The organism is Paenibacillus sp. J31R98, assembly GCF_056269245.1.
Window position 1 is genome coordinate 21,056 of the sequence record NZ_JBWDNO010000013.1, and the last position, 17,145, is coordinate 38,200.

15 protein-coding genes are annotated in these 17,145 nt (G+C 47.7%); all 15 read right to left on the reverse strand.

Going from position 1 to position 17,145, the window contains the following annotated elements; translation table 11 throughout:
* Nucleotide 1: 1 nt before the first annotated feature.
* The 15 genes from rpsC to rpoB all read right to left on the reverse strand — a co-directional run bounded on the left by rpsC (nt 2) and on the right by rpoB (nt 17,038).
* Nucleotides 2-664: a 30S ribosomal protein S3 gene (gene rpsC, locus AC0YNX_RS29715; protein ID WP_126011529.1), complete on the reverse strand. Its 663-nt coding sequence runs from the start codon at nt 662-664 to the stop codon at nt 2-4.
* A 13-nt stretch (nt 665-677) separates the two neighbouring features.
* The gene (gene rplV, locus AC0YNX_RS29720) at nt 678-1,013 is read right to left on the reverse strand and encodes a 50S ribosomal protein L22 (protein WP_116191459.1); all 336 of its coding nucleotides are present in this window, start codon (nt 1,011-1,013) and stop codon (nt 678-680) included.
* Between the two features lie 45 nt (nt 1,014-1,058).
* A complete protein-coding gene (gene rpsS, locus AC0YNX_RS29725) occupies nt 1,059-1,340 on the reverse strand; it encodes a 30S ribosomal protein S19 (RefSeq protein ID WP_116191460.1) in 282 nt (93 codons plus the stop codon).
* A gap of 69 nt (nt 1,341-1,409) precedes the next feature.
* Nucleotides 1,410-2,240, reverse strand: coding sequence for a 50S ribosomal protein L2 (gene rplB, locus AC0YNX_RS29730; RefSeq protein WP_475819305.1), 831 nt, complete (start codon nt 2,238-2,240; stop codon nt 1,410-1,412).
* A gap of 61 nt (nt 2,241-2,301) precedes the next feature.
* Nucleotides 2,302-2,592 carry a 50S ribosomal protein L23 gene (rplW, locus tag AC0YNX_RS29735; RefSeq protein ID WP_475819306.1) on the reverse strand — a complete coding sequence of 97 codons (291 nt, stop codon included), beginning with the start codon at nt 2,590-2,592 and terminating at the stop codon, nt 2,302-2,304.
* Nucleotides 2,592-3,215, reverse strand: a complete 624-nt coding sequence (gene rplD, locus AC0YNX_RS29740) for a 50S ribosomal protein L4 (RefSeq protein WP_475819307.1) — start codon at nt 3,213-3,215, stop codon at nt 2,592-2,594. The genes rplW and rplD overlap by 1 nt, the downstream gene beginning before the upstream one ends.
* A 25-nt stretch (nt 3,216-3,240) precedes the next feature.
* Nucleotides 3,241-3,858, reverse strand: coding sequence for a 50S ribosomal protein L3 (gene rplC, locus AC0YNX_RS29745; RefSeq protein WP_475819308.1), 618 nt, complete (start codon nt 3,856-3,858; stop codon nt 3,241-3,243).
* A gap of 40 nt (nt 3,859-3,898) precedes the next feature.
* Nucleotides 3,899-4,207 carry a 30S ribosomal protein S10 gene (rpsJ, locus tag AC0YNX_RS29750; RefSeq protein WP_005544556.1) on the reverse strand — a complete coding sequence of 103 codons (309 nt, stop codon included), beginning with the start codon at nt 4,205-4,207 and terminating at the stop codon, nt 3,899-3,901.
* Nucleotides 4,208-4,699: 492 nt separating this feature from the next.
* Nucleotides 4,700-5,890, reverse strand: a complete 1,191-nt coding sequence (tuf, locus tag AC0YNX_RS29755) for an elongation factor Tu (protein ID WP_475819309.1) — start codon at nt 5,888-5,890, stop codon at nt 4,700-4,702.
* 115 nt (nt 5,891-6,005) lie between these two features.
* A complete protein-coding gene (fusA, locus tag AC0YNX_RS29760) occupies nt 6,006-8,084 on the reverse strand; it encodes an elongation factor G (protein WP_475819310.1) in 2,079 nt (692 codons plus the stop codon).
* Nucleotides 8,085-8,113: 29 nt separating this feature from the next.
* Nucleotides 8,114-8,584, reverse strand: a complete 471-nt coding sequence (gene rpsG / locus AC0YNX_RS29765) for a 30S ribosomal protein S7 (protein WP_126011543.1) — start codon at nt 8,582-8,584, stop codon at nt 8,114-8,116.
* 68 nt (nt 8,585-8,652) lie between these two features.
* Nucleotides 8,653-9,072 carry a 30S ribosomal protein S12 gene (gene rpsL / locus AC0YNX_RS29770; RefSeq protein ID WP_090583216.1) on the reverse strand — a complete coding sequence of 140 codons (420 nt, stop codon included), beginning with the start codon at nt 9,070-9,072 and terminating at the stop codon, nt 8,653-8,655.
* 135 nt (nt 9,073-9,207) lie between these two features.
* A complete protein-coding gene (locus AC0YNX_RS29775) occupies nt 9,208-9,438 on the reverse strand; it encodes a ribosomal L7Ae/L30e/S12e/Gadd45 family protein (protein WP_475819311.1) in 231 nt (76 codons plus the stop codon).
* 256 nt (nt 9,439-9,694) lie between these two features.
* Nucleotides 9,695-13,321, reverse strand: coding sequence for a DNA-directed RNA polymerase subunit beta' (rpoC, locus tag AC0YNX_RS29780; RefSeq protein ID WP_475819312.1), 3,627 nt, complete (start codon nt 13,319-13,321; stop codon nt 9,695-9,697).
* Between the two features lie 153 nt (nt 13,322-13,474).
* Nucleotides 13,475-17,038, reverse strand: a complete 3,564-nt coding sequence (rpoB, locus tag AC0YNX_RS29785) for a DNA-directed RNA polymerase subunit beta (RefSeq protein ID WP_475819313.1) — start codon at nt 17,036-17,038, stop codon at nt 13,475-13,477.
* Nucleotides 17,039-17,145 lie beyond the last annotated feature (107 nt).

Genomic DNA, 17,145 nt, shown 5'->3' on the forward strand with positions numbered 1-17,145 from the left:
ATTAGTTGCCTCCTTCCTGTGGAGCTTTCTTCTTAGTTGGAAGGATTTCACCGCGGTAGATCCATACTTTAACGCCGATACGGCCGTAAGTTGTATGAGCTTCCGCTGTTCCGTAGTCAATATCCGCACGCAGCGTATGAAGAGGAACTGTACCTTCGCTATAGCTTTCTGAACGAGCGATCTCAGCGCCACCAAGACGGCCGCTAACAGCAGTTTTGATACCTTTCGCGCCGGAACGTAGTGTACGTTGGATCGATTGTTTCATTGCACGACGGAAGGAAATCCGACGCTCAAGTTGTTGTGCAATGCTTTCAGCTACGAGAACCGCATCCAGCTCAGGATGTTTAATCTCGGAGATGTTGATGTGCACTTTTTTGCCTTTAGCAATTTTCGAAAGCTCGGAACGAAGAGTTTCAACTTCGGAACCGCCTTTACCAATTACCATACCAGGCTTAGCAGTATGAATTGTAACGTTAACGCGGTTAGCTGCACGTTCGATTTCGAACTTGGAAACTGCCGCATCTTTAAGTTTGTTCTTCAGGTGCTCACGGATTTTTACGTCTTCCATTAGCAAGTCGCCGAAGTCTTTACCAGCGTACCATTTGGACTCCCAATCACGGATAACACCGATACGTAGTCCGACCGGGTTTACTTTTTGTCCCACACGTTTTCCCTCCTTATTTTTCGGATACCACCAAAGTAATGTGGCTGGTTCTCTTATTAATCCGGCTAGCACGACCCATTGCGCGCGGGCGGAAACGTTTCATTGTTGGTCCTTGGTTCACAAATACTTGTGAAATGACCAATTTGTTCACGTCCAATTGGTAGTTGTGCTCCGCGTTTGCGATAGCGGAATTCAGCAACTTCTCAACGATTGGAGATGCCGATTTAGGCGTGTGACGCAGGATTGCGATAGCCTCGCCAACTTGCTTGCCACGAATCAAATCAACAACCAATTGAGCTTTACGAGGTGCAATGCGGACGTGATTAGCGAACGCTTTAGCTTGTTGCATGGATGAACCTCCTCTCAAACTTTATGACCTTAACTATTTAACCGATTAACGACGGCCTGTCTTCTTGTCGTCGTTACCGTGACCTTTATACGAACGCGTTGGCGCGAACTCACCGAGTTTGTGGCCAACCATATCTTCTGTCACATAAACCGGTACGTGTTTTTTACCGTCATAAACAGCGAACGTGTGTCCGATGAATTGCGGGAAAATTGTAGAACGGCGCGACCAAGTTTTAACGACTGTCTTCTTCTCAGCTGCGTTCAATACTTCAACTTTCTTAAGCAGGTAACCGTCAATAAACGGACCTTTTTTCAAACTGCGACCCATGGATGATCCTCCCTTCACGCTATAGTTACGTGGGCGCCGTGCGTTAAGCAAATGACGCCGAGGCGCCTACTACTTCGTACGACGACGAATAATGTATTGGCTCGATGCTTTTTTCTTCTTACGCGTTTTAGCGCCGAGAGTTGGTTTACCCCATGGCGACATAGGCGATTTACGTCCGATTGGTGCACGGCCTTCACCACCACCGTGTGGGTGATCGTTAGGGTTCATTACAACACCACGAACTTCAGGACGCTTGCCCAACCAACGGGAACGGCCGGCTTTACCGATTTTCACGAGCTCGTGATCTTCGTTACCAACAGAACCGATTGTTGCACGGCATTTCTTCAGAATACGACGTACTTCACCAGACGTCAAGCGAATTGTAACGTAATGCTCTTCTTTACCAAGAAGTTGAGCATCAGTTCCTGCAGCACGAACCAATTGTCCGCCTTTACCAGGTTTCAATTCGATGTTGTGGATAACTGTACCTACTGGGATGTTCTCAAGTGGCAATGCGTTGCCGATCTTGATATCTGCACCAGCTCCGGAAACGATTTTATCCCCAACTTTCAAACCTTTAGGTGCGATGATGTAGGCTTTCTCGCCATCCACATAGTGGATAAGTGCGATGTTGGATGTACGGTTCGGATCGTATTCGATCGTCGCGACGTTACCTACGATACCGTCCTTGTTACGTTTGAAGTCGATGATACGGTATTTACGTTTATGGCCGCCACCGTGATGACGAACCGTAATTTTACCTTGGTTGTTACGACCAGCTTTTTTGAAAAGCGGCGCAAGAAGCGATTTCTCCGGTGTGCTTGTCGTGATCTCTTCGAAAGTCGAGACGGACATACCACGACGCGCTGGAGATGTCGGTTTATACTTCTTAACTGGCACTTCGATTCCCTCCTTAACCGATATCTTGATTAATCACGTTAGCCCTACGGCCCGAACGGGATTAAACTGTTTCGAAAAACTCAAGTTCGCTGCTATCAGCGCTCAGTTGCACGATCGCTTTTTTCCACTCGGATGTGTATCCGCTGTGTTTGCCATAGCGTTTAGGCTTAGCTGGCATGCGAAGCGTGTTCACGCTTGTTACTTTTACTTTGAAGATCGATTGGATCGCGAGTTTGATCTCAGTCTTGTTCGCACGAAGATCAACTTCGAAAACATAGCGTTTGTTAGCCATGTATTCGCTCGTTTGTTCCGTAATGATCGGGCGCTTGATAATATCGCGTGGATTTTTCATTACGCAAGCACCTCCTGTACTTTTTCAACTGCTTCTTTAGTGATGATAAGCTTGTCGTATTTCATAACGTCTAGAACATTGATGCCATCGGCTGCAACGAACTTCACGTTAGGAAGGTTACGAGCGGAAAGAGCTACGTTATCTTCGTAGTTAGCTGTAACAACAAGTGCTTTACGAGCCACTTTCAGGTTGTTCAGGATAGCTGCGAATTCTTTAGTCTTAGGAGCTGCGAATGTCAGTTGATCAAGAACGATAATTTCGTTATCAACAACTTTGCTCGACAATGCAGACTTAATAGCTAGGCGACGAACTTTTCTAGGAAGTTTGAAGCTGTAGCTGCGTGGAGTAGGTCCGAACACTGTACCACCGCCAACCCATTGTGGGGCGCGAATGCTACCTTGACGTGCGCGACCTGTACCTTTTTGTTTCCAAGGTTTACGACCGCCACCGCGTACTTCGGAGCGACCTTTCGTCTTGTGCGTGCCTCTGCGCTCAGAAGCTTGCTGCAACAATACTGCGCTGTGCAATACGTGAACGTTTGGTTCAACACCGAATACTGCTTCGGACAATTCAACCTCGCCAACTTGCGATCCATTCACGCTAAAAAGTGCTACTTTCGGCATTTCATGTTCCTCCTTTCTTTAACGATTATTTCTTCACCGTAGATTTAACTTTTACAAAGCTATTTTTAGGACCCGGAATGGAGCCTTTAACGAGCAATACGTTACGTTCAACGTCAACGCGTACGATTTCAAGGTTCTGGATCGTAACTGTTTCGTTACCCATGTGACCTGGAAGGTGTTTACCTTTAGGAACGCGGTTCGCTTGAATCGAACCCATCGAACCTGGTCCACGGTGATAACGGGAACCGTGTGCCATTGGACCGCGGCTTTGATTCCAACGTTTGATGTTACCTTGGAAACCTTTACCTTTGGAAGTAGCCGTTACGTCAACAAACTCGCCAGCTGCGAATACATCAGCCTTAATCTCTTGGCCAACTTCATATTCAGCGATGCCGCGGAATTCACGAACGTAGCGCTTAGGAGCCGTTTCGGCTTTTTTCGCGTGGCCGATTTCCGGCTTGTTTGCTCTGCTTGCTTTCTTGTCAGAGAAACCTACTTGAATGGATACATATCCATCATTCTCTTGGTCTTTCTTCTGCAAAACAACACAAGGACCTGCTTCGATTACTGTTACTGGAACTACGTTACCTTCAGCAGTGAACACTTGAGTCATTCCAAGTTTTTTACCTAAGATACCTTTCATGTTGACACCTCATTTCCTTTCGGTTTTCAAATGTGCTTTATTACAGTTTGATTTCGATATCTACACCGGATGGTAGATCCAAGCGCATCAACGCATCAACCGTTTGCGGTGTTGGGTTAACAATATCGATCAAACGCTTATGAGTGCGCATTTCGAATTGCTCCCTAGAATCCTTGTACTTGTGTACCGCACGCAGAATGGTGATGATTTGCTTCTCAGTCGGAAGCGGAATCGGCCCAGACACGCCTGCACCGGAACGTTTCGCAGTTTCAACAATCTTCTCTGCGGACTGATCCAGAATTCTATGATCGTATGCTTTCAAACGGATACGAATCTTTTGCTTTGCCATTTCAAAGTCCCTCCTTCTATCGCCCAATTTAGTATCGGACATACTCCGCAAGAAAACCCGACACGCTCCTCATGGCAAAGGAGCCACGTGTGTCGGCAACCTCTTACATCATCGCAACGTCACAGACCAACAGACAATATTATATCGAATTCTCTAGGCGAATGCAACTAAAATGTTGTCTTTGTTTGAAAAGAATGTTCTGGGAAACTCGGGCGCTTCGCTCCGTGTTGATGGCCTGTGCGCTTCGTGCTCCCTTTCTTTTCTAAACTTCGCTCAGGGATATAGCCATAATAAAAAGCGGCTTCGTTCATAAGCCACTTTCTCATCCGATCAATTGCAGTTGCTGCGATCGCTGATTGCTCTTATCAGCTCGTCTTTGTCTTCATCTATATTAATGAATACAGACCAAAACCGCAAACCTCAAAATATAGAAAAAACAAACCCTCACCGAGGTGAGGGTTTGTTGCGAGCTGCAGCTTTCGCCGCAGTTCATTATTTTTGGATGGATGCTACTGCACCTGCACCAACTGTACGGCCGCCTTCGCGGATTGCGAAGCGAGTACCATCTTCCAGAGCGATTGGAGCGATAAGCTCAACCGTTACTGTGATGTTGTCGCCAGGCATAACCATTTCAGTGCCTTCTGGCAAGGAGATGATACCTGTTACGTCAGTTGTACGGAAGTAGAATTGTGGACGGTAGCCTGTGAAGAAAGGCTTGTGACGGCCACCCTCTTCTTTAGTCAGAACGTAGATTTGAGCTGTAAAGTTCGTGTGTGGTTTAACGGAACCTGGCTTAGCAAGTACTTGACCACGCTCGATGTCTTTACGGTCTACACCACGAAGCAATGCGCCGATGTTGTCACCAGCTTGTGCGGAATCAAGCAATTTGCGGAACATCTCTACGCCTGTTACAACGCATTTGCGAGTTTCTTCAGCAATACCGATGATTTCAACTTCGTCAGATACTTTAACTACGCCACGCTCAACGCGTCCTGTAGCAACTGTACCACGACCTGTGATTGTGAACACGTCCTCAACTGGCATAAGGAACGGCTTGTCAGTATCACGTTGTGGAGTTGGGATATAAGTATCGACTTGTTCGAACAACTCGATGATTTTATCAGCCCAAGGACCATCTGGGTTTTGAAGTGCTTCACGAGCAGCACCGCGGATGATTGGAGTATCATCACCTGGGAACTCGTACTCAGCAAGAAGGTCGCGAACTTCCATCTCAACGAGTTCAAGCAACTCTTCGTCTTCAACCATGTCGCATTTGTTCAGGAATACGACGATGTAAGGTACGCCTACTTGGCGGGACAGAAGGATGTGCTCGCGAGTTTGCGGCATAGGGCCGTCAGCTGCGGATACAACCAGGATTGCGCCGTCCATTTGTGCAGCACCTGTGATCATGTTCTTAACGTAGTCGGCGTGACCTGGGCAGTCAACGTGAGCATAGTGACGGTTAGGCGTCTCATACTCAACGTGAGCTGTCGAGATCGTGATACCGCGCTCGCGCTCTTCTGGAGCTTTGTCGATTTGGTCGAATGCTACAGCAGCACCACCGTATCTTTTGGAAAGAACTGTTGTGATTGCAGCAGTCAACGTTGTTTTACCGTGGTCGACGTGACCGATTGTACCGATATTAACGTGCGGTTTATTACGTTCAAATTTAGCCTTAGCCATTGAACTAATTCCTCCTTAATTATAGAGAAGATTATGTGATCGGCCGGATGGGCCCGAGTAAGGTTCATCATCCGACCAAAGTACAACTTATATCATCCGGGCCCTTAGGCAGCTATTAAGCGGAACCTTTGGACTTGGACACGATTTCTTCCGAAATCGAACGTGGTACTTCTTCATAGTGCGAAAGCTCCATGGAGAATACACCGCGTCCTTGTGTACCGGAACGAAGAACTGTGGAATAACCAAACATCTCAGCGAGAGGCACCTTAGCACGAACGATCAACGCACCATGGCGAGTGTCCGAACCTTCGATACGACCACGACGGGAGCTCAGCATACCCATTACGTCGCCCATGTACTCTTCTGGTACAGTTACTTCTACTTTCATGATAGGCTCAAGCAGGATAGGATTACATTTCTCTTTCGCTGCTTTAAGCGCCATCGATCCAGCAATTTTGAACGCCATCTCCGAGGAGTCAACGTCATGGTAGGAACCGTCGACAACGACTGCTTTGATATCAACAACCGGGAAGCCGGCAATGACACCATTTTTCATCGATTCTTCGATACCTGCTTGAATTGGAGCAATGAACTCACGCGGAATCGAGCCACCAACAGTTTTGTTTTCGAAAATAAAACCTGTTCCTGGCTCAAGCGGTGAGAACTCAACCCAACAATGACCGAATTGACCGCGTCCGCCGGATTGACGAACGAATTTACCTTCGACCTTCGCAGCTGTTTTAAACGTTTCACGGTAAGCAACTTGTGGTTTACCAACGTTTGTTTCAACTTTGAATTCACGAAGCATACGGTCAACTAGAATCTCAAGGTGAAGCTCACCCATACCTGCGATGATCGTTTGGCCGGTCTCTTCGTCCGTGTGAGCACGGAACGTAGGATCTTCCTCGGAAAGCTTTTGAAGAGCAATACCCATTTTGTCTTGGTCAGCTTTAGTCTTAGGCTCAACCGCGAGCTGGATAACCGGCTCTGGGAAGTTCATGGACTCAAGGATAACCGGGTTTTTCTCATCACAAAGCGTATCGCCTGTAGTTGTATCTTTCAGACCTACTGCAGCTGCAATATCACCGGAGTAAACTTCGCTGATTTCTTGACGGCTGTTAGCATGCATCTGAAGGATACGGCCGATCCGTTCGCGTTTGCCTTTCGTTGCATTCACAACGTATGAACCGGAGCTAAGAACGCCGGAGTACACGCGGAAGAACGTCAGTTTACCTACGTACGGGTCAGTCATGATTTTGAACGCCAATGCTGCAAACGGCTGATCGTCAGCAGACTTGCGAATTGTCTCTGTACCATCTTCAAGGTGACCCTTGATATCAGGAACATCGACTGGAGACGGCAAGTAGTCAACAACAGCGTCAAGCATCAATTGAACGCCTTTGTTACGATACGAAGAACCAACGATTACTGGGAAAATCTTAACATCGCAAACACCTTTGCGAAGTGCAGCTTTGATCTCAGGAACAGTGATTTCTTCGCCTTCGAGATATTTCATTGTAAGCTCTTCATCAAGCTCAGCAATTTTCTCGATCATTTCCAAGCGGAGTTCTTCCACTTGATCTTTATATTCTGCAGGAATTTCAATTTTCTCCGGATCTTTACCAAGATCGTCTTTGTATTTGTAAGCAACTTGTTCAACCAAGTCGATTACGCCAACAAAGTCATTCTCTGCACCGATCGGCAATTGAATTGCAACTGCATTTGCGTTTAGACGCAGGCGCATATCTCTAACCACGTTAAGGAAGTCTGCGCCGATAATGTCCATTTTGTTAACGTATGCGATACGCGGTACTCCGTAACGGTCAGCTTGACGCCATACTGTTTCGGATTGCGGCTCTACGCCTTCTTTTGCACTGAATACACCTACGGCCCCGTCCAATACGCGTAGGGAACGTTCAACTTCAACTGTGAAGTCAACGTGACCTGGGGTGTCAATAATATTGATGCGGTGACCATTCCATTGAGCAGTTGTAGCAGCGGATGTAATTGTGATACCGCGCTCTTGTTCTTGCTCCATCCAGTCCATCGTAGCTGCACCTTCGTGCACCTCACCGATTTTGTGGGTACGGCCTGTGTAGAACAGGATCCGCTCTGTAGTAGTCGTTTTACCAGCATCGATATGTGCCATGATCCCGATATTACGCGTATTTTTCAAGGAGAACTCTCTTGCCATAATTCAGTCTCCTTTCGATTATGCGAATCCTACCAACGGTAGTGAGCGAATGCTTTGTTCGCTTCAGCCATTTTGTGTGTATCTTCGCGTTTTTTCACGGATGAACCAGTGTTATTGGAAGCATCAATGATTTCAGCTGCCAAACGCTCTTCCATCGTTTTCTCACCGCGGTTACGTGAATAGTTCACGAGCCAACGGAGACCAAGCGACGTACGGCGTTCAGGTTTAACTTCGATCGGTACTTGGTAGTTCGAACCGCCTACACGGCGAGCCTTTACTTCAAGTACTGGCATGATGTTCTTAATTGCTGCTTCAAAAACTTCCATAGGGTCTTTGCTCGTACGTTCGTTGATGAGTGTGAACGCATCATACAGAATTGTTTGAGCAACACCGCGTTTACCATCGATCATGATACGGTTGATCAGACGAGTTACAAGCTTGCTGCTGTAAACCGGATCTGGCAACACGTCACGTTTCGTTACTGGACCTTTGCGTGGCATGTGGAAGTCCCCCTTTCTTCTAGTTTTACAATTTAGGATGAGGTTAACCGCGAACGGCTATGCCTTCATTATTTTTTTACTTTAGGACGTTTTGTTCCGTATTTGGAACGAGCTTGTTTACGGTTGTTAACACCTGCAGTGTCAAGTGCGCCGCGAACGATGTGGTAACGAACACCCGGAAGATCTTTTACCCGGCCGCCGCGTACCAATACTACGCTGTGCTCTTGAAGGTTATGACCGATACCGCCGATGTAAGCAGTAACCTCTACACGGTTCGTCAAACGAACACGCGCATATTTCCGCAAAGCGGAGTTCGGTTTCTTAGGAGTCATAGTACCTACACGAGTACATACACCGCGCTTTTGTGGTGAGCTCAGGTTTGTTTCTTCACGTTTCAGTGCGTTGAAACCTCTTTGCAAAGCCGGCGATTTCGATTTAACGACTTTCGCTTCACGGCCTTTACGAACGAGTTGGTTAATTGTTGGCATGTTGCATCCCCCTTCCTCACTTAGTAAAGCATTTCAAGACATATTGGCTATTAAGCCCACAGATCCAGGCGGTTCATAAAGAGACAAACGAAAGTTTCTACCTTGTCTTCCAACTTGGTAAAAACGATATTTGCTTTATTCGATTTCCGGAACAACCGCTGCCATCGCTGCGCCAACTTCAATGCCGCAGGTTTCCCCAAGGCTTTTCATCGTGTCAGTCCAGGTGATTGTCACTCCTGCTTTTTCGCAAAGCTGAACAATATTGTTCTTTAGCCGCGGATCTGCATCTTGCGCAACATAGACTGTAGTGGCGAGACGTTTCTCGACCATCTTCGTCGTTTGTTTACTACCTATAACGAATCGCATCAAAACCATCCTTCCAGGTCAACCATTATGACAGGTGAAGAGGTTGTGCGATCAGGCACACTACGACATATTAGCACTTCGCCTAACAGAATGTCAAGCATTCCACCCATGAATTTCGTGTAAATAAATGGGATAGGGTTTCACAGCATGACGGATCAAAGAGCGGCTAAGCAGTTGTGTACGAACACTACATAACTGTCCAGCACGCTCTTTGCCCTCACACAATTAGATCATGCACCTACATAGAATGCGTCGATTAAGACTCTACAGGCACGCTCTCTGCTTCTGCTTGCTGTTCTTCAAGGCTAATCACATCATCCATACCGGCAACATGTACACTGCGGTAACGCTGCATACCTGTACCAGCTGGGATTAACTTACCGATAATAACGTTCTCTTTAAGACCAAGCAGCTGATCGACTTTTCCTTTGATTGCTGCATCAGTCAAGACACGTGTAGTCTCTTGGAAAGAAGCTGCAGACAAGAAGGAATCTGTCTCAAGCGATGCTTTGGTAATACCAAGCAATACCGGTTTCGCAACTGCTGGCTCTTTACCAGCTAAAATTGCTTCACGGTTATTCGCTTCGTACTCATGGATATCGACAAATGCGCCTGGCAACAGAGGTGTATCGCCTGCTTCTACGATACGAATCTTACGTAGCATCTGCTTAACCATAACTTCGATATGCTTGTCGTTGATTTCTACACCTTGGTTCCGGTATACGCGCTGAACTTCTTGCAGAATGTAGTTCTGAACGCCACGGATACCTTTGATACGGAGCATATCCTTCGGATCGATCGAGCCGTCTGTCAGTTCATCGCCGGCTTCAATATGTCTGCCTTTGACGGCACGGATACGCGAACCAAAAGTGACTGTGTAAATCTTAGTCTCGGCTTCGCCTTGAACTTCGATTTCACGGCGGTCTTTCGTCTCACGGATGTCTTTAATGACACCGTCGATTTCCGAAATGATCGCTTGACCTTTAGGATTACGAGCTTCGAAGAGCTCCTGGATACGCGGCAAACCTTGCGTGATATCATCGCCGGCAACACCGCCGGTGTGGAATGTACGCATTGTAAGCTGTGTTCCCGGTTCCCCGATCGATTGTGCAGCAATGATGCCGACTGCTTCACCGATTTCAACGAATTTACCTGTTGCCAGGTTACGTCCGTAACAGATTTTACATACGCCATGACGCGCACGGCAGCTCAGTACGGAACGAATTTGTAATGTTTCAACGCCTGCTTCAATAATTTGCTCCGCTTTATTCGAATCAATCAGCTGGTTACGTTGAAGAATAACTTCTCCGGTTTGCGGATTGCGAACTGTTTCGAAGGAGTAACGGCCTTCAATACGGTCGTATAGGTCTTCAATAACCTCTTTACCGTCTTGAATTTTGCTAACTCTGAAGCCTTTATCTGTTCCGCAGTCATCTTCGCGTACGATAACGTCTTGTGCAACGTCAACGAGACGACGAGTCAAGTAACCCGAGTCAGCTGTACGCAGCGCCGTATCGGCAAGACCTTTACGCGCACCATGCGTCGAGATGAAGTACTCGAGAACCGTCAGACCTTCACGGAAGTTCGATTTAATTGGCAACTCGATGATACGACCTGACGGATTGGCCATCAGACCACGCATACCGCCGAGCTGTGTTATTTGCGATTTGTTACCCCGTGCTTTGGAGTCCACCATGAGCATGATGGAGTTATAACGATCCATCGACTTCATGAGAACTTCCGTAATTTGGTCTTTCGTCTTGCTCCAAATTTCGATAACACGGTCATAACGTTCTTCGTTCGTGATCAAACCGCGACGGTATTGATTCGATACGATTTTAACTTTATCTTCGGATTCTCTCAGGATTTCCTGCTTCTCCGGCGGTACAATAACGTCTGATACCGCAACAGTAATACCCGCACGTGTCGAGTAAGTGAATCCGAGTTGTTTAATGTGGTCAAGCATGATAGATGTCCGCGTAGTGTGGTACTGACGGAAACACTCAGCAATGATAAGACCGAGGTATTCCTTACCCACACCGCCAACTGTAGCCAATTCGTCCATAAACTTCAGCAAATCAGCGCCTTTTTCATGGACAAAATATTTATCCGGAGTTCCGTTCAGCAAGTTCACCTTTGTAGGCTCGTTAATGTACGGGAAGTCCGCTGGATAAATTTCGTTGAAAATAACTTTACCGACAGTTGTGCAAATCAGCGCGTTCTGCTGTGCATCGGTAAAGGACGTTTTCTTAAGCACCTTAACTGGAATAAAGATACGTGCATGCAGCGATACGATACCGCGTTGGTAAGCGGAAATGGCTTCGTTAACATTAGCAAATACCGAGCCTGCACCTTTCGCTTCTTTGTTATCCATTGTCAGGTAGTAGCTGCCGAGAACCATATCCTGGGAAGGTGTTACGACCGGCTTGCCGTCTTTCGGGTTCAAAATGTTACCCGATGCGAGCATCAGCAAACGTGCTTCTGCTTGCGCTTCAGCGGAAAGCGGTACGTGAACGGCCATTTGGTCACCGTCGAAGTCAGCGTTATATGCTGTACAAACGAGCGGGTGAAGTTTAATTGCACGGCCTTCAACAAGAATCGGTTCAAACGCTTGAATACCCAAACGGTGAAGGGTTGGGGCACGGTTCAATAGAACTGGATGCTCCCGGATCACTTCTTCAAGTACATCCCATACTTCAGGGCTAACTCGTTCAACTTTACGTTTCGCACTCTTAATGTTGTGCGCGAGACCTTTGTTGACAAGCTCCTTCATAACGAATGGCTTGAAGAGCTCAAGCGCCATTTCTTTCGGCAAACCACATTGGTACATCTTCAGGCTAGGACCAACAACGATAACGGAACGACCAGAGTAGTCAACCCGTTTACCGAGCAAGTTCTGCCGGAAACGACCTTGTTTACCTTTGAGCATATGGCTGAGCGATTTAAGTGGACGGTTACCTGGACCCGTTACTGGGCGGCCACGGCGACCATTATCAATCAAAGCATCAACCGCTTCTTGAAGCATACGCTTCTCGTTCTGCACGATAATATCCGGCGCACCGAGATCGAGCAGACGCTTCAGACGGTTGTTACGGTTAATTACACGGCGATACAAGTCGTTCAGGTCAGACGTTGCGAAACGGCCGCCATCAAGCTGTACCATCGGACGAAGCTCTGGTGGGATTACAGGCAGCACATCAAGAATCATCCACTCTGGCATGTTGCCGGAGTTGCGGAAAGCTTCGATAACTTCAAGGCGTTTGATCGCACGGTTACGGCGTTGACCTTGAGCTGTACGAAGATCTTCTTTCAGTGTTTCAAGCTCACGCTCAACATCGATGTCTTGAAGCAATTTCTTCACTGCTTCAGCACCCATGCCAGCATGGAAGCCATACCCGTATTTCTCACGATAGCTGCGGTATTCTTTCTCGGAGAGCAGCTGTTTCTTCTCAAGCGGCGTATCTCCTGGATCAGTTACCACATAAGATGCAAAGTAGATAATCTCTTCAAGGGAACGAGGAGACATATCCAGCGCAAGCCCCATACGGCTCGGAATTCCTTTGAAGTACCAAATATGAGATACAGGAGCTGCAAGCTCAATGTGACCCATACGTTCACGGCGAACCTTCGCACGCGTTACTTCGACGCCACAGCGATCACAAACGACGCCTTTATAGCGTACACGTTTGTACTTGCCGCAATGACATTCCCAGTCTTTCGTCGGCCCGAAAATCTTTTCGCAGAAAAGACCTTCTTTCTCCGGTTTCAAAGTCCTATAGTTGATCGTTTCCGGTTTCTTAACTTCTCCGCGGGACCACGATCTGATTTTATCCGGAGATGCCAATCCAATCTTCATATACTCGAAGTTGTTCACGTCCAACAAGGAGCAACCCTCCTTCGTCCTGGTTCACTTAAGTTTGCTGTATATATGCCTTGGCAGCCAGCGGAGAATTCCGTTAGAAAGACTCGCGCCGGCTTGATCCGCCCGTGAAGAAGGATCGACATTGTTTATGACATTAAACAGTAGCGCGCCTAATTATTCGACGCCGACCTCTGCACCTTCTAGATTGAGGTTGAGCTTGTCATTTGCTCCGTCATCCTCATCGTCGATCTCTTTCATTTCGATCTCTTCTTCGTTCTCAGACAGGATCTTAACGTCCATACCTAAGCTTTGAAGCTCTTTGATCAAAACTTTGAACGATTCAGGCACGCCCGGTTCCGGTACGTTCTCGCCCTTCACGATCGACTCGTACGTTTTGACACGGCCGACAACGTCATCGGACTTCACTGTCAAAATCTCTTGAAGCGTATATGCGGCACCATAGGCTTCAAGCGCCCAAACTTCCATCTCCCCGAAACGCTGACCGCCGAACTGAGCTTTACCACCCAGAGGCTGCTGCGTAACGAGCGAGTAAGGACCTGTGGAACGAGCATGGATCTTATCATCAACCATGTGCGCCAGCTTGATCATATACATGACGCCTACGGTAACTTCACGCTCGAACGGTTCGCCGGAGCGTCCGTCGTACAGAACTGTTTTACCGTTGCGTTGCATGCCCGACTCTTCCATCGTGTCGAATACGTCATACTCACGAGCACCGTCGAATACCGGCGTTGCAGAGTGAATACCAAGACGCTTACAAGCCATGCCAAGGTGAACCTCGAGCACTTGACCGATGTTCATACGGGAAGGTACGCCGAGCGGGTTAAGAACAACCTCTACAGGCGTGCCGTCCGGCAGGAACGGCATATCTTCTTCCGGAAGGATACGAGCGATGACACCCTTGTTACCGTGACGTCCCGCCATTTTGTCCCCTTCGGAGATCTTACGTTTCTGAGCAATATAGGCACGTACGAGTTGGTTAACGCCTGGTGGCAATTCGTCACCGTTCTCGCGCGTAAATACTTTAACATCAACGACGATACCGTCAGTACCGTGAGGTACACGGAGGCTCGTATCACGAACTTCTCGCGCTTTCTCACCGAAGATCGCATGCAGCAAACGCTCTTCAGCCGTCAGCTCTGTTACGCCCTTAGGCGTTACTTTACCAACGAGAATGTCTCCTGCGCTAATCTCAGCACCAACACGGATGATGCCGCGCTCATCAAGATTGCGAAGCGCTTCTTCACCGACATTCGGAATGTCGCGTGTAATTTCTTCAGGTCCGAGCTTCGTGTCACGCGCTTCAGACTCATATTCCTCAATATGAATCGACGTGTACACGTCCTCTTTAACGAGCTTCTCGCTTAGTAGAATCGCATCCTCGTAGTTGTAGCCTTCCCACGTCATGAACGCAACGACAACGTTACGTCCGAGCGCCAATTCGCCCATTTCTGTGGAAGGACCATCAGCTAGGATATCGCCTTTCTTAACGATGTCGCCTTTATGGCAAAGCGGACGCTGGTTGATACAAGTACCTTGGTTAGAGCGCATGAACTTATGCAGCTTCATCTTCACAAGATCGCCTGTAACCGGCTTGCCGTCTACCATCTCAACGCGGCGGAGCCAAATTTCATTGGCAGACACGCGTTCGATTACGCCATCATACTTGGCAACGATACATACGCCGGAATCTTTCGCAGACTTATGCTCCATTCCTGTTCCGACAAGCGGCGCTTTCGGAATAAGAAGAGGTACAGCCTGACGTTGCATGTTGGAACCCATGAGCGCACGGTTGGAGTCATCGTTCTCAAGGAACGGGATGAGTGCCGTCGCGACGGATACAACTTGTTTCGGCGATACGTCCATGTAGTCAACACGTTCGGTTGGCATGGTCAGGATATTATCCGCCTGCTTGTTGTAACGAACGATAACTGCATCATCTATGAAGTTACCTTCTCCAGTAAGCTTCGCATTCGCTTGCGCGATAACATAGTTATCTTCTTCGTCCGCAGTCAGGTATGCAATTTGCTCGGTTACAATGCCGGACTTAGGATCAACCCAGCGGTAAGGAGCTTCGATAAAGCCATATTCATTAATGCGCGCAAATGTCGACAGGGAGTTGATCAGACCGATGTTCGGTCCCTCTGGCGTCTCAATCGGACACATACGGCCATAGTGAGAGTTATGAACGTCACGAACCTCGAAGCCCGCGCGCTCACGCGTCAAACCGCCCGGTCCGAGTGCGGACAGACGACGTTTGTGCGTAAGTTCAGCAAGTGGGTTCGTCTGATCCATAAATTGCGACAATTGAGAGGATCCGAAGAACTCTTTAATCGACGCAATAACAGGACGAATGTTAATGAGCGCCTGAGGCGTAATCGCATTCGCATCCTGAATGGACATCCGCTCACGAACAACACGCTCCATACGGGACAAGCCGATACGGAACTGGTTCTGGAGCAGCTCGCCAACGGAACGCAAACGACGGTTACCCAAGTGGTCGATGTCATCTGTGCTACCAACGCCATGAAGCAAGTCAATGAAGTAGTTGATAGATGAGATAATATCAGCAGGCGTAACATGTTTAACTGCTTTGTCAATAATGCCATTTGCAATAACTTTGATCACTTTACTCTCATCCAATGGTGAGTATACGCTGATCGTCTGCAATGGAATGCTGTCAGCATCAAGCACACCGTTCGCAACGTGATAGGTTTTGAAGCCTACGTTGTTCTCCAAGTGTGGAATGAGTTCATCCAGCAAACGACGGTCAATCATTTGACCAGCTTCAGCAAGGATCTCGCCTGTAGCTGGATCAACCAATGTTTCAGCCAGTCGTTGGTTGAACAAACGGTTCTTGATGTGTAGCTTCTTATTAATCTTGTAACGTCCAACGTTAGCCAAATCATAGCGCTTTGGATCAAAGAAACGAGCTACGAGCAAGCTCTTAGCGTTATCCAGAGTCGGCGGCTCGCCTGGACGAAGTCTTTCGTAAATCTCGATAAGCGCTTTTTCCGTGGAATCGGTGTTATCCTTATCCAGCGTGTTGCGGATATATTCGTCATGGCCCAGCAATTCCAAAATTTCAGCATCTGTTCCAAAACCAAGCGCGCGAAGAAGAACCGTCACTGGAATTTTACGAGTACGATCGATACGGACATAGATAATATCCTTCGCATCTGTCTCAAGCTCCAGCCAAGCACCACGGTTCGGAATCACAGTTGCTGTATAGTTTTTCTTGCCGTTTTTGTCCACTTTCGTACTAAAGTACACGCTAGGTGAACGAACCAATTGGCTGACGATAACACGTTCCGCACCATTGATAATGAATGTGCCCGTCTCGGTCATAAGCGGGAAATCGCCCATGAACACTTCTTGCTCTTTCACTTCGCCGGTTTCTTTGTTAATGAGCCGTACTTTTACACGCAGCGGAGCTGCATAAGTAACGTCGCGTTCCTTCGACTCATCGACAGAGTACTTAGGCTCACCAAGTGAATAGTCGATGAACTCAAGCATCAAATTACCTGTAAAATCCTGAATCGGCGAGATATCTTGGAAAAGCTCAAGCAAGTCCTTCTCCAAAAACTTCTCGTACGATTTTTGTTGGATTTCAATCAGGTTCGGAACTTCGAGCACCTCGCGGATGCGGGCATAGCTTCTACGTGTGCGACGCCCATACTGAACAAGTTGTCCTGCCAACTTAACCTCACCCCTCATGTCTGCTTCACAGAAAGTGAACAATGACCTTGTATAAACAAGCTTAAACAGTTCGCTGTTACTACCCGCCCATGAACTATGAACTAGATTCATCCACTCATAAGCAA

Excerpts from the sequence above, each read along its gene's own strand:
- rplV (WP_116191459.1), bottom strand. The coding sequence starts at position 1,013 with ATGCAACAAGCTAAAGCGTTCGCTAATCACGTCCGCATTGCACCTCGT.
- rpsS (WP_116191460.1), bottom strand. The coding sequence starts at position 1,340 with ATGGGTCGCAGTTTGAAAAAAGGTCCGTTTATTGACGGTTACCTGCTT.
- rplW (WP_475819306.1), bottom strand. The coding sequence starts at position 2,592 with ATGAAAAATCCACGCGATATTATCAAGCGCCCGATCATTACGGAACAA.
- rplD (WP_475819307.1), bottom strand. The coding sequence starts at position 3,215 with ATGCCGAAAGTAGCACTTTTTAGCGTGAATGGATCGCAAGTTGGCGAG.
- rplC (WP_475819308.1), bottom strand. The coding sequence starts at position 3,858 with ATGAAAGGTATCTTAGGTAAAAAACTTGGAATGACTCAAGTGTTCACT.
- rpsJ (WP_005544556.1), bottom strand. The coding sequence starts at position 4,207 with ATGGCAAAGCAAAAGATTCGTATCCGTTTGAAAGCATACGATCATAGA.
- tuf (WP_475819309.1), bottom strand. The coding sequence starts at position 5,890 with ATGGCTAAGGCTAAATTTGAACGTAATAAACCGCACGTTAATATCGGT.
- fusA (WP_475819310.1), bottom strand. The coding sequence starts at position 8,084 with ATGGCAAGAGAGTTCTCCTTGAAAAATACGCGTAATATCGGGATCATG.
- rpsG (WP_126011543.1), bottom strand. The coding sequence starts at position 8,584 with ATGCCACGCAAAGGTCCAGTAACGAAACGTGACGTGTTGCCAGATCCG.
- rpsL (WP_090583216.1), bottom strand. The coding sequence starts at position 9,072 with ATGCCAACAATTAACCAACTCGTTCGTAAAGGCCGTGAAGCGAAAGTC.
- AC0YNX_RS29775 (WP_475819311.1), bottom strand. The coding sequence starts at position 9,438 with ATGCGATTCGTTATAGGTAGTAAACAAACGACGAAGATGGTCGAGAAA.
- rpoB (WP_475819313.1), bottom strand. The coding sequence starts at position 17,038 with ATGAGGGGTGAGGTTAAGTTGGCAGGACAACTTGTTCAGTATGGGCGT.